Source organism: Clostridium oryzae (genome assembly GCF_002029235.1).
GTDB classification, from domain to species: Bacteria; Bacillota; Clostridia; order Clostridiales; family Clostridiaceae; genus Clostridium_AE; species Clostridium_AE oryzae.
This window is the reverse complement of the sequence record NZ_MZGV01000002.1, coordinates 26,115-38,818: the sequence shown is the minus strand read 5'-3', so window position 1 is coordinate 38,818 and position 12,704 is coordinate 26,115. Positions and strand designations below refer to the sequence as shown.

The window sequence follows — 12,704 nt, the reverse complement described above, 5'->3', positions numbered from 1 at the left end:
AAGGAAATAAAAATAATGAGTAATAATTTACAATCAATTACAAGTAAACTTTGGGCAATGGCAAATGAACTCCGTGGCACAATGGATGCATCAGAGTATAAAAATTATATATTGGCATTTATGTTTTACAGGTACCTTTCTGAACATCAGGAGAAGTACTTAGTGGGGAATAATGTTATTGATATTGAGGAGGGAGAATCTATCAATGATGCTTACCTAAAACAAGCGGTAGGTGCAGATTTAGAGGACTATTTACAAGATATTTCATTAAGTTTAGGGTATGCAATTGCGCCAAAGGATACATGGGAGTCTTTGATTAATAAAATTAATGATGCACAGGTTATTCCTAGTGACTACCAGACTATTTTTGATAATTTTAATAAAAATGCGGAATTAAATAAAGAAGCGGTGAAAGATTTCCGTGGTATATTCAACGACATTAACTTGGGAGATTCACGTCTTGGAAGTTCTACAAATGAGCGTGCAAAATCACTTAACAATATAGTTAAGTTAGTTGATGGAATTGAGTACAAGGGAGAGGATGGAAAAGATATTCTAGGCGAAATCTATGAATACTTAATCGGTCAATTTGCTGCAAGTGCTGGTAAAAAAGGTGGCGAATTTTATACACCTCATCAAGTAAGTAAGATTTTAGCAAAAGTAGTGGCTAATGGTGTGGAAAAATCAGATGAATTTTTCAACGTCTATGACCCCACAATGGGATCAGGTTCCTTATTACTTACAGTTGGGCAAGAATTGCCTAAGGGTACTCCTATGAAGTATTTTGGTCAAGAGCTTAATACAACAACTTATAACTTGGCTCGTATGAACTTGATGATGCACGATGTACCTTATAACAATATGACACTAAACAATGCAGATACTCTGGAAAGCGATTGGCCAGATGGACCAGACGGAAAGGGCATTGACCACCCACGTAGTTTTGATGCAGTGGTGGCAAATCCACCGTATTCTGCAAAATGGGATAATGATGAAACAAAATTAAAAGATCCACGCTTTAGCGATTATGGAAAATTAGCACCAGCTTCAAAAGCTGATTATGCTTTTATCTTGCACAGCATATACCATTTAAACAATACTGGTACAATGGCTATTGTGTTGCCTCACGGCGTGCTATTTCGTGGAGCAGCAGAAGGTAAAATTCGTCAAACTCTAATTGAAAAAAATTATCTTGATGCGGTGATTGGTTTACCAGCTAACTTATTCTATGGAACAAGTATTCCAACAATCATTTTAGTATTTAAGAAGAATCGTAAAACTAAAGACATATTATTTATTGATGCAAGTAATGATTTTGAAAAAGGAAAAAATCAAAATAACTTAAATGATGAAAATATAGATAAAATTATCAATACCTTTAAAGAACGTAAAGATGTTGATAAATATGCTCACGTTGCGTCAATCGAAGAAATCAAGGGAAATGATTTTAACTTGAATATTCCACGTTATGTTGACACTTTTGAAGAAGAAGAACCTATTGACTTGGAAGAAGTAAATAAGCAGTTAGAACAAGACAATAAGGAAATAGCGGAACTTGAAGCAGAAATTAATGAGCAGTTGAAGATTTTAGGTGTAAAATTTTAGATATTTAGTAGTGGGAAGGTGAGATTTTCACTTTTCCACATTTGCTTGGGAACAGCGTAAATTATCTGCTGTAATGAAAGATTTTATTGTTCCAATGCGTGACAAACCAAAATTATTTGATGGTTGTATTCCTTGGACAAGAATAGAAGATAGCAAGGAGCTGACTTACAGTCACCTCCAAATTCCCCAGGGGTGCAATTTTTTACAGGTGAAGCTATAGAATTTTCAAGTGAAATTATAAGAAAGCAAGTACTATAACAATGTGTATATGATATTTTCGTGCATCAAATGCAAGGTGGCAAGCACTTTAGTATGATAACATAAATCTTGAGAGGAGGGACGTTGATGGAATGGCTTGATAGGATGAATGATGCTGTGGATTATATTGAATTGAATCTGGCAGATAAAATCTCGTATGATAAACTGGCACAGATTGCTTGCTGCTCAACATATCATTTTCAAAGGATGTTTTCATTCATTACTGGTGTACCGTTATCTGAGTATATTAGACGCAGGCGGTTGACAGTAGCAGCATTTGAGTTGCAAACGAGCAAAATAAAAGTGATAGATGTAGCAGTTAAATACGGGTATGAGTCGTCTGAAGCATTTAGTCGTGCCTTTAAAAATCTGCATGGCATAATGCCGATGTCAGCGCGCGACATTGGTGTTTCGCTCAAAGCCTTTCCCAAAATGACTTTCTCAATTTCAATCAAAGGAGTATCTGAGATGAATTATCGTATTGAAGTGAAAGAACCATTTGAGGTATTTGGACTTGAACTAAAAACAACTGTTGTGAATGGCAAATGTTACAAGGATATCCCGGAATTTTGGTCAGCATGCGGGCAGGACGGACGAGGTGAAGCTCTTCTTGAAGCAGCTGGAAAGAAACCTGGAGAACTGCTTGATGCCGGCGTAACATACGCCCATAATTCCAATGGAGATATGTCTTATATGCTTGGATGCATAAAGCGGAATCAAGTTGTTTCTCCTGAGTACACGACTTTAACAATACCAAAACAAACATGGGCAATATTTCAAACTGAATGGAAAAGTGAATGTGACGATGAAAAACTGCATGAAGTTTGGAAGAGAATCTATTCCGAGTGGTTTCCTGTGGCAAGCTATGAGCATGCGGATTGTGATTTTGATATGGAAATGTATTTTGGCAATTCGCAAACAGGATATAGTGCTGAAATATGGATTCCGGTTGCACATAAGTAACCACTATTAAATAAGTCTGTATCCAGTGATTTCTAAATAACGCATGAAATTTTATTCTCGAAAATGAGCGAGGCACCCTACGTCATTAATATGGTGCCAGCCACGTGACAAGTGACATAGAAAATGTTATGATTTTTTTCTTTTTATATCATAACTTAAACACAAGGATAACATAAAGCCAAGGGCTATAATAATAGTGGCAGCAAATAAAGCATGACTAAAACCATTATAGATTGCTTGTGTCTGAATTCTTGTGTTTAAAGCATCGCCTGCATTCTTTAAATAAGAATTTTGTCCTGCAGACATAAGTCCCATAAACAAAGGAGAACCAATGGCAGCACCAATCTGCATGGAGGTGTTAGTTATGGCAACGCCATCTGCTTGGTTTTTCATAGATAGCTGATTAAGTGCATTTGTCTGTGTTGTAGACATAGACATAGCAATTCCTAGGCAAACAAAGCAATACAAAATTGTTATGGTTACTATAGAAGTAGAAACACCAATATGTGACAATAGAGCTATAAAAATACACATCAATAATAATCCAGACGGAATTAGCACCTTACCACCTATTTTATCATATATCTTTCCCGTTATTGGAGTCATAAGTCCATTTAGAAGAGCTGCTTGGAACAAAGCTAAAGCAGAAACTAGAGAAGAGGTTTTTAAGCCTTCCTGTAACAGCATAGGTAAAATAATATTCATTGAAAATTGTATCATTTGCATTAATATTATAAGTATTACACCTATTGAGAATAAGGGATGCTTGAAGGCTCGTATTTCTAGTATAGGCTGTTTTAAAGATAGCTGGCGTTTACTAAATATAACTAAGGCAACTATTCCAATAACAAAAAATAGAACAATATTGATAACATTTCTTCCTAGGTCTCCTACTATACTTATTCCGTATATAATTCCGCCAAAACCAATAGTTGATAGTAAGATGGATAAATAGTCTATCTGGGGCTTTGTGATTAAAGAAACATTTTCTAAAAACAGAGTACCAGTAATTATGCAAATTATTGATAATGGAATTAATATAAGGAATAATGACTGCCAGTTGAAAAATTGTAGAAGTATACCGGAGACTATAGGTCCTAATGCAGGTCCAAAAAGGATAGCACAAACACATAATCCCATAGCAGATCCTCGTTTCTCAGGAGGGTTTATTGATAAAACAGTATTCATCATAATAGGCACCAGCATGCCTGTCCCTGTGGCTTGAATCATTCTTGAAGCTAAGAGAAATTGAAAAGAGCGTGATAATACAGCTAAGATAGACCCTAATAAAAATAATATCATTGCACTTAAAAATAGCTGTTTGGTGGTAAAAGTATGAATGAGAAAGGCGGTAACTGGCACAAGGATACCTACAATAAGCATATATCCAGTGGCAAGCCATTGTACTGTAGCAGCTGTAACCTGCATTTCTGACATTAACCTTGGTAATGCTACATTTAGTATGGTTTCGTTAAATAGTGAAAGAAAGCCAGCAAATAATAATACTGCCATCATAGCTTTAGTGTTATGCTGTTTTTCTCCTTGAAAATAAATTTTTTTCACTTCCATAGAATATCACTCCTTGAAAATATTTAGACCAGTCTCTATATAAAACGAAAAATTTAATGCGTTCTATATATAAACTGAAAGACAAATTCATTAAAGTTTAAAGGTAAGCATCCTGTTAAAATCCCATATTTAGATATAGGATTTTAACAGGATGCTTAATTGTTTGCTTACTTCCTGAAGAGGTGAGGTATCTTTTTTTGTAACAGATAACGTAATAGCTCCTTCTATCATTAATTGAATAGTCATGCCAAGCCCTTCAGCTGTTTCTTTCGGAAAACCGTTTTGTATTAACTTATCCGCGTATATATTTTGTAAAGCTGAGAAGGCATCTTTGCAAGCTTCTCTTAAAAGTTCATTGTGTAAATGAGTTTCTAAAGCCAAAAGGCTTATAGAAATTCCATCAAGTTTATATTCTTTATTTAAACATTCAATTATATTTTCTATATTATATTGAAAAGCTCTAATAGGATCTGAATACTTGTCTAAAGAGGTTTTTACTTTTTTTTCTATGAATTCACTTGCTAGTTTTATTGCTTCTAAGGCTAATTCCTCTTTCCCATTTGGAAAGTAATAGTATAGAGATCCTTTTGGTGCATTACTTTCTTTTAAAATTTCATTTAATCCAACAGCATTGAAGCCTTTGATTTGAAAAAGTTTTACAGCTGTAGTAAGTATTTTTTCTCTTGAATCAGTTTTTGTATTCATAAACTTGACACCTCTGCATTTCAAATTATAATGACTGGTCTATATGTATTATACTTTTTATATTTTAATTATGTCAAGAAAAAATTGTGTCATGTTGTCACGTGCCAGCCACGTGACAAGTGTGAGCCACAATGGATGGATAAAATGTTTGATATTGAAATGAAAGTATCAGATTTTCATTCCAAGGTAAAAACGTGATAGTATAATATTATTGATTTAAAGATTAGTTTATTTTTCGATTATCCATCAATACGAGAAGGTATATTAAAACAATATAAAATGATTATTCAAAAAGTAAATATTCTAGGAGCAAGAATCTCACTGTGCACGCAGGTGGTTATCCTACATTTAAAAAAAGTAGTACAAAAAGAGATGATTATACGTAATGTTACAAAGATTATTATGAGAATGTACTATATGAAAATTTGAAAGACATAATTATAAATAGTCAGGAAACTATGACATAATTGCGACACAATTAGGAGTGTTATAAATGGCAAAAGTTATTTTAATTTGTGGAAAAATTTGTAGTGGAAAAACTCATTATAGTAAAAAACTTGTTAATGACTATAATGCAGTAATTTTATCCTGTGATGAAATTGAATACGAAATTTTTCATCATGAACTTGGAGAAAAGCATGATGAAGTAGCAAAAGATATTCAAAGATATTTGCATAAAAAAGCATCAGAAATCGTTCTGGCAGGAAGTAATGTAATACTTGATTGGGGTTTCTGGAGCAGAGAGGAACGAGAACAGGTATCCGAGTATTATAAAAAGCAAAATATATTTTATGAATGGCATTACATTGATATATCAATAGATAAATGGTATCAAAATATCAATTCTCGTAATGAAGCGGTTTTAGCAGGTAATACAACAGACTATTTTGTAGACGATGGTTTGATTGAGAAACTGAATTCTTTGTTTGAAATACCTAAGAAAGAAGAGGTTGATGTTTGGCATGTTAATCAAAGAAAATGAAAAATAAGTCCTGAAATTAATAATACATATTAGGGTTGTTAATAAAAAGTTAACAACCTTTTTTGCTTACAAATTACTTTGAAATATTACAACCTAATAGGCTATTACGTGTGTTTTGACTTCCGCGAGTATAGGTGTATTACAACAACTATCTAACAACTCTATTATAACAATATACACAGAATACATCGTTTACATCGAAGGATACCCATATAACTAAAAGTGCCTTAAAAAGCAATATTATCCATTTTGGTATAATTATCTAAGAGAAATAATTTTTAGGAGGAAAGTATTGTGACTAATCAAGATATTTTAAATGTTGAGGATGTATTTAATATGCTAGATTCTAAACTTGCTGACCAAGCAACACAATGGAATAATTTTTACTCAAAGAGATGGGCTAAGGCTCCATTTATAGTACATCCTGACTTACCAGATGAAAATCTAAAAGAATATTTTAAAAGTGGAGCAATTGCTCCAAAGACAGTTCTTGAACTTGGATGTGGTGAGGGTAGGAATGCGGTATATATGGCTAAACAAGGTTGTGAGATAATAGCAGTAGATTTATCAGAATTAGCAATTGCTAACGCTAAGGTATTTGCTGAAAACAATAATTGTAATATTAATTTTATGTGTAAATCAATTTTTGAATTAGATAGCAATACATATGACTTTATATATGATAGTGGTTGCTTTCATCACTTGCCACCGCACAGAAGAATTTCATATGTGGAACTATTAAGGAGATCATTAAAGCGAGGTTCTTACTATGGTCTAATATGTTTTGCTTGGGGAGAAAAATGTGCAGATGAAGTTACAGATTGGGAATATTATGAGAAACGACGTGTAGGTGTTGCCTTTACCAGGGAAAAACTTGAGCAATTATTTAGTAAAGACTTTGAAGTTGTAGAGATAAGAAAATATAAAGATGGAATAGAAGGTACTTTACAAGGTTTAGGTTTTATGTGGACAGCATTGTTTAAAAGGAAATAACTTGCGGAGCTAGACCCTTGGAAAAGCTAAAATAAGGATGTAAAATATTGTTAGACATTATAAAAGCGAGAAGAGCAAGAGTTTATTGTGTTAAGGAGAACAATATGATTGAAAAAATAGCGTTTAATCTCGGAAGAAATGACGAAGAACCTAATATTGCTTTGGCAATTGAATTAAGTAATTCGAAGGATCTTAAGGGAATAGAAGAAATTGTTGATGGATTGAAAAATAAAAAAGAGCAAGTGGCGAATGATTGTATAAAGGTTCTTTATGAAATAGGTGAAAGAAAGCCAGAATTAATTGCAAATTACGTTTTAGATTTTATCCAACTCTTAAAATCAAGAAATAACAGACTTGTTTGGGGAGCTATGACAGCAATATCAAAGATTACAGTTCTAAAGCCAAAAGAAGTGTTTGAAAATATAGAAATTATTATTGATGCATATGAAAATGGAAGTGTAATAACTAGAGATAATAGTATTAGTGTGTTTGCAGAATTAGCAAAAGCGGATAAAAAATACGAAAAAATTATGCTAACAAAAATAATTCAACATTTAGAAACTTGCAGACCCAAGGAAGTTGGTCAACATGCAGAGAGAGCTTTTATTTGTATTAATCAAGAAAATTCTAACGAATTTTTATCTGTACTATTAAAAAGAAGAAATAATTTATCAGATTCACAAAAAAAGAGAGTAGACAAATTAATCAAGAAAATTAATATATAGGCGGGGTCAGACCCCTGGAAGGAAAATGGAAGTTAAAAAGCGATTGACTAGCAAAATAAAAGAAAAATTTAATCAATAACTTATCCTTTTTATATATGAGAATGTATGAGATATATGTTATGATTATCCTAATATTGACACATAATTACAGATAAATGTGAGCGCTAAAGCTTAGATTAATTTAATAGGAGATTTTATATGGAAATAAACAGATGCATCATATGAATATATTTATGTAAAGAATGAAAATCAAGATACATTTATGAAAGTCATAGAATATCTAAAAGAAAACAACCTTAAGCTTGTTGGTGCTGCTCATGATTATAACTGTCCAGAAGATAGACAAGGATATATCTTTTTTCCGATACGAAGAGTGTGAGGAAATAAGCATAAAACCGAATATTAATTATAAGCGCCTTGATATTCTATGGTGAATTTTACGGCGTTTTTAATTTGTAATTCAATAAAAAAGGAGGTTGCAAAAATGCAAATGCAAAAAATCGATTTTTTTGATTCTTTCTGTGATTCTTTGAGACAAGCTGGGTTTTCAATTGGAGGAAGCAATGACGAAGGTATATTTTCACTAAGTACATATTTTTCTGATAATATAATTGCATATACCGGCAACAGAGAAACTGATCCGTGGGAGTGGAGAATGCGTGGAATCACTGAATGTAATGATCTGCTGTATGGAAAGTTATTTTATGAAAATTTTATAACCCAAATATATTAGAAAGGATAGACAAGTGGAGGATATTATTGTAGAGGTCAAGCCTCAAATTGAATTAATGAATAGCATATGGAAAAAAACAAAACTCATATCATTATATTATTATAAATTTATCCCATGGCAGTTTTGGCATAAGTTTTAAGAATAATTATAAATTTGATATGTTTAATATAATGACTCTATTTAAAATCTGTGATAATGAGGAAGAAAATGAATTTTGCAGAGGAGCGTTATCCACTAATGTTACGATCCATGAATTTGTACATCCATTAATTAATCCTCTAACAGAAAAGTTTAGCGAGTTAGTAAATAAGTATCAAAAAGCATATGAATGGCTAAAGCTATATAAACAGCCTGATTTTCAGTCAGGATATGGTGATTGGGCCGAATGTGTAAATGAACATGTTGTACGAGCAATAGCTATTTATCTTGCTAGGAAATTAGGCGAAAAAGAGTACGCTGCTAAACATTTAGAGTATGATATGAAAATACGATATATGTATTTACCTGCTCTACTTGATAAATTTCAATATTATGAAAAACACAGAGATATTTATAAAACAATAGATGACTTTTATCCAGAATTAGTGAAGGTATTTGCAGAAAAGGTATAAAATTTCAGATTGGAGAAGAACTATGATACTTTTAAGCGATGAAAGAATTACAAAGATAAATTGAACCGATAATAAGGAAAAAATGATATCCTTACGACAAAGGCATAAGAGAATTTTAATTGATGAAACAAGAAGCCAGATAGCCAGCAAATCAGATTTATTTTGTTATGCCAGAGAAGCAGTTCTTGAGAAATTAATTAGCAAGAAGAAACTGTTTCCAGTTTTTTCTATGGGGTCAGGTCCATAAAAAGGTTATGCTTGCACTAATTGGATTTAAATGAATATTACCCAATGATTTTATTGTAAACATAATTAAGATATTAAAGCATTAAGAGAACCTTTATTTTTGAGTATCTTTCTTAATTTACATTTTTTGTGTTGTGTACCTGACCCCATTGTAAAAACTGGAACGTAGTGATTAGTTTTTACTTGCTAATGCTGAAGATCAAATTACAAGAATGCGTGACGAGGTAAGAATTACTTGGAAGCAAAATGAAAAAGGACTTGCTTTGATTGGATATGTAATTGTGGATGGTAAAGATATAATAGGAAATGCTTATATTAGAAATACTATTTTTTATAACGAAATGCCTACAGCACTTCAAGCCTTACGACAAGCTGATAGATTCTTGTTTGACAGGAAACCTGATCTTGATAACACACCAATTTTTATTCACTTTATGTCAAGTATTCCTGCATATGACAAGATATATAGTTTTGGAGTTATTGGGATTTATAAGTAACTGAGATATATTTACATATAAGGAAAGACAAGTACATTCAGAGCGGATAAGAGAATTATCAGAAGACCTGCAAAGCAGTTTCATGCGTAACTATGAAAAACATGATATTCCTCAAAATGCCGTAACCTGCTATTTTAGAAAAGTGTAAGTTGGGTTATAATATATATAGGGTTTCTATATGTAAACTTGACTTATACATGCCGAATTATCGAAAGCTTCAACGATCATTCTCGGCGTGTATAAGTTAATAGTTGAAGTTGGATATCTCTATATAATGAAAAGAAAATTAGATGGAAGTGATGAAATGGAGTTTAAACCACTGCCAATAGGAATAGACAATTTTGAAAAGTTAATAACTAGAGGATATTATTTAATAGATAAAACCTTGTTAATAAAGGATTTACTAGATAAAAAAGCTGACGTAAACTTATTTACAAGACCGAGAAGGTTTGGCAAAACTTTAAATATGAGTATGATCCAATACTTCTTTGAAAAAGGTGAAAAAGACAATTCTTACCTTTTTGAAGGTTTAAATATAAGAAAATGTGGAGAAAAGTATACTTCACATATGGGACAGTACCCAGTTATAAACTTAAGCTTAAAATCTGCAAAGCAGCCAAACTTTGAATTAGCATTAAAGTGTATAAAAGATGAAATAACTGATGAGTTTAGAAGACATGCTTATATTTTAAATAGTGATAAATTAAGTGATGAAAAAGAAAAGTATATGAAGATTTCAAGAGGGGACGATGATGTAAAACTATATGTAACATCATTAAAATTCCTATCTCAATGTTTAGAAAAATATCACGAAAAAAAAGTAATAATTCTTATTGATGAATATGATGTGCCTCTTGAAAATGCTTTTTTTGAAGGTTTTTATGATGAGATGATTGCTTTTATAAGATCGCTTTTTGAATCGGCATTAAAAACTAATTCTTCATTAGAATTTTCAGTTATAACAGGATGCCTTAGAATTTCCAAAGAGAGCATTTTTACTGGACTTAATAATTTAGAAATCATCTCCATATTAAACAAATTGTATGATGAATATTTTGGCTTTACTCAAGCTGAAGTAAGCAAGATGCTCTTGGACTATGGATTAAGTGAAAAAGAACAATTAATTAAGGATTGGTATAATGGATATATTTTTGGGGATGCTGAAGTTTACAATCCTTGGAGTGCGATAAGATTTGTAAAAGATTTAACAGTGGACAAAGATACATTTCCTTCCTCGTATTGGGCAAATACAAGTTCAAATAGCATAGTTAGAAGCCTAATTGATAAAGCTGATACAGCTACAAAAAAAGAGATAGAACTTTTAATTGAAGGAAAAACTGTAGAGAAACCAGTTCATGAAGATATAACCTATGATGAGATTTATGATACCATGGATAATCTATGGAACTTCATGTTTTTTACGGGATATTTTAAAAAGGTATCTGAAAGAATTAGTGAAACTAATCAAAAATATGTGACCTTGGAAATTCCAAATGAAGAAGTAAAATATATTTTTAGAACTAAAGTATTAAGATGGTTTCAAGATAAAGTGAAGGCAAGGGATTTAAGCAAGCTTTACACTGCCATAATAAATGCAGATTATAAAACCTTTGAAATTGAACTTGGGAGACTTTTAATGGAAACAATAAGTTTTAACGATGCCTATGAAAATTTCTATCATGGTTTTGTAGTGGGAGCACTAGCAAATATGCATGATTACATTATAAAATCAAACCGAGAGGGTGGAAAAGGCAGAAGTGATTTATTTATAAAGTCTGTATCAAAAAGAGGTGTAGCTATAGTCATTGAATTTAAAATTGCTAAAAACATAGATGACCTAGAAAAAAGAGCGGATGATGCTCTAAAGCAGATTAAGGAAAAGGGTTATGATATGGAACTTCGTAGCGAAGGATATAAAAATATCATAAGTTATGGAATAAGCTTTTGTGAAAAGGATTGTTATGTTAAATTAGCGGATTAAAGAAATGAAGATAGAGCTAATGATTGAATGATATATTGGATTCACTCATTAGCTCTAAGTATGCACCTCCAAATTCCTTAGAGGTGCAATTTTTATAATAGTTGAGTTAGAAAACCTATATAGTCTTTGCACTTGGTCTTGTCATGTTAATAGTTGCAATCGTAACAAGATGAATCAAAATAGATAGGGTTCACGTATTTACCACAAGGATAGTACTCTTTCATAACTTCTGGTGGAACAATTTGACCCTCTGGTATATTCTTTGCTGTATAAGGGAATCCCTGGGACACCTGATTGTTTCTGTATAAAAGGGTGAGAGGAACTAAAGGCAGATTGCTGGCATCAATCCAAGTAAACCCATTTTCAGGCGTAACATAAGGTGGACGTGATGCTCCAAAACTTACAACAAGATTTACATAACCCTTTTTATCAATAGCGGCTTGAAAGTCACTAAGGGTGTAGAGCCCCAACAAGCCTACTCGCGTTACAAAAGACATACTCCAGTATCGCATGTCCTCATTTCCTAAGATTCCGATATTATGATATGTGTCAGGAAATGTAGGAGCTTTCCAGCGAATAAATAACAGCTTACATTGATCTCTTTTTATTTGATCTGAAAGTATATAGACTGTATTTAGATCAGGTTGTAAAATTCTTGTTGCAATGACACCTAGACGACTCCAGATTAAATCGCAGTTTTGTCTAGCTGTATCACTAAAACACTGGAACGAAGTTTCTTTGCTAAAAAGACTTGTTGGGGCTAGTGGATTTTCTAGTAGGGCTGGTTTTTCAAAAGCTCCAGCAATGTTTGTTTTACTGAAATCTTTTCTTGATGA

At 32.3% G+C, this 12,704-nt stretch carries 13 protein-coding genes; 10 read left to right on the top strand and 3 right to left on the bottom strand.

Annotated elements, in window-relative coordinates; translation table 11 throughout:
- Positions 1 to 15: 15 nt before the first annotated feature.
- Entirely contained in the window at positions 16 to 1,605 is a 1,590-nt protein-coding gene (locus tag CLORY_RS01600) for a type I restriction-modification system subunit M (RefSeq protein WP_079421819.1), read from the top strand.
- A 345-nt stretch (positions 1,606 to 1,950) separates the two neighbouring features.
- Positions 1,951 to 2,826, top strand: a complete 876-nt coding sequence (locus tag CLORY_RS01595; RefSeq protein ID WP_079421818.1) for an AraC family transcriptional regulator — start codon at positions 1,951 to 1,953, stop codon at positions 2,824 to 2,826.
- Between the two features lie 126 nt (positions 2,827 to 2,952).
- On the opposite strand, the gene CLORY_RS01590 is transcribed toward CLORY_RS01595, so the two are convergent.
- Both CLORY_RS01590 and CLORY_RS01585 read right to left on the bottom strand, forming a co-directional pair.
- Entirely contained in the window at positions 2,953 to 4,395 is a 1,443-nt protein-coding gene (locus CLORY_RS01590) for an MDR family MFS transporter (RefSeq protein WP_079421817.1), read from the bottom strand.
- A gap of 129 nt (positions 4,396 to 4,524) precedes the next feature.
- Positions 4,525 to 5,100 carry a TetR/AcrR family transcriptional regulator gene (locus tag CLORY_RS01585; protein WP_079421816.1) on the bottom strand — a complete coding sequence of 192 codons (576 nt, stop codon included), beginning with the start codon at positions 5,098 to 5,100 and terminating at the stop codon, positions 4,525 to 4,527.
- Positions 5,101 to 5,593: 493 nt separating this feature from the next.
- Between CLORY_RS01585 and CLORY_RS01580 the strand changes: the two genes are divergently transcribed.
- The 8 genes from CLORY_RS01580 to CLORY_RS01550 all read left to right on the top strand — a co-directional run bounded on the left by CLORY_RS01580 (position 5,594) and on the right by CLORY_RS01550 (position 11,868).
- Positions 5,594 to 6,082 (top strand): P-loop nucleotide/nucleoside kinase family protein, encoded by a 489-nt coding sequence (locus tag CLORY_RS01580; protein ID WP_079421815.1) that lies wholly within the window; start codon positions 5,594 to 5,596, stop codon positions 6,080 to 6,082.
- 294 nt (positions 6,083 to 6,376) lie between these two features.
- Positions 6,377 to 7,075 carry a class I SAM-dependent methyltransferase gene (locus CLORY_RS01575; protein ID WP_079421814.1) on the top strand — a complete coding sequence of 233 codons (699 nt, stop codon included), beginning with the start codon at positions 6,377 to 6,379 and terminating at the stop codon, positions 7,073 to 7,075.
- Positions 7,076 to 7,122: 47 nt separating this feature from the next.
- Positions 7,123 to 7,800, top strand: coding sequence for a hypothetical protein (locus tag CLORY_RS01570; RefSeq protein ID WP_242954299.1), 678 nt, complete (start codon positions 7,123 to 7,125; stop codon positions 7,798 to 7,800).
- Positions 7,801 to 8,284: 484 nt separating this feature from the next.
- The gene (locus CLORY_RS01565; RefSeq protein ID WP_079421813.1) at positions 8,285 to 8,533 is read left to right on the top strand and encodes an AlkZ-related protein; all 249 of its coding nucleotides are present in this window, start codon (positions 8,285 to 8,287) and stop codon (positions 8,531 to 8,533) included.
- Positions 8,534 to 8,592: 59 nt separating this feature from the next.
- Positions 8,593 to 9,144 (top strand): DUF4932 domain-containing protein, encoded by a 552-nt coding sequence (locus CLORY_RS01560; protein ID WP_079421812.1) that lies wholly within the window; start codon positions 8,593 to 8,595, stop codon positions 9,142 to 9,144.
- Between the two features lie 82 nt (positions 9,145 to 9,226).
- Positions 9,227 to 9,391, top strand: a complete 165-nt coding sequence (locus CLORY_RS23165; RefSeq protein ID WP_169911494.1) for a hypothetical protein — start codon at positions 9,227 to 9,229, stop codon at positions 9,389 to 9,391.
- A 202-nt stretch (positions 9,392 to 9,593) separates the two neighbouring features.
- Positions 9,594 to 9,887 carry a staygreen family protein gene (locus tag CLORY_RS01555; protein WP_278335295.1) on the top strand — a complete coding sequence of 98 codons (294 nt, stop codon included), beginning with the start codon at positions 9,594 to 9,596 and terminating at the stop codon, positions 9,885 to 9,887.
- Positions 9,888 to 10,191: 304 nt separating this feature from the next.
- Entirely contained in the window at positions 10,192 to 11,868 is a 1,677-nt protein-coding gene (locus CLORY_RS01550) for an AAA family ATPase (protein WP_079421884.1), read from the top strand.
- A 146-nt stretch (positions 11,869 to 12,014) separates the two neighbouring features.
- Here CLORY_RS01550 and CLORY_RS01545 read toward each other — a convergent pair whose 3' ends face one another.
- Positions 12,015 to 12,380 (bottom strand): hypothetical protein, encoded by a 366-nt coding sequence (locus tag CLORY_RS01545; protein WP_079421810.1) that lies wholly within the window; start codon positions 12,378 to 12,380, stop codon positions 12,015 to 12,017.
- Positions 12,381 to 12,704: the final 324 nt, after the last annotated feature.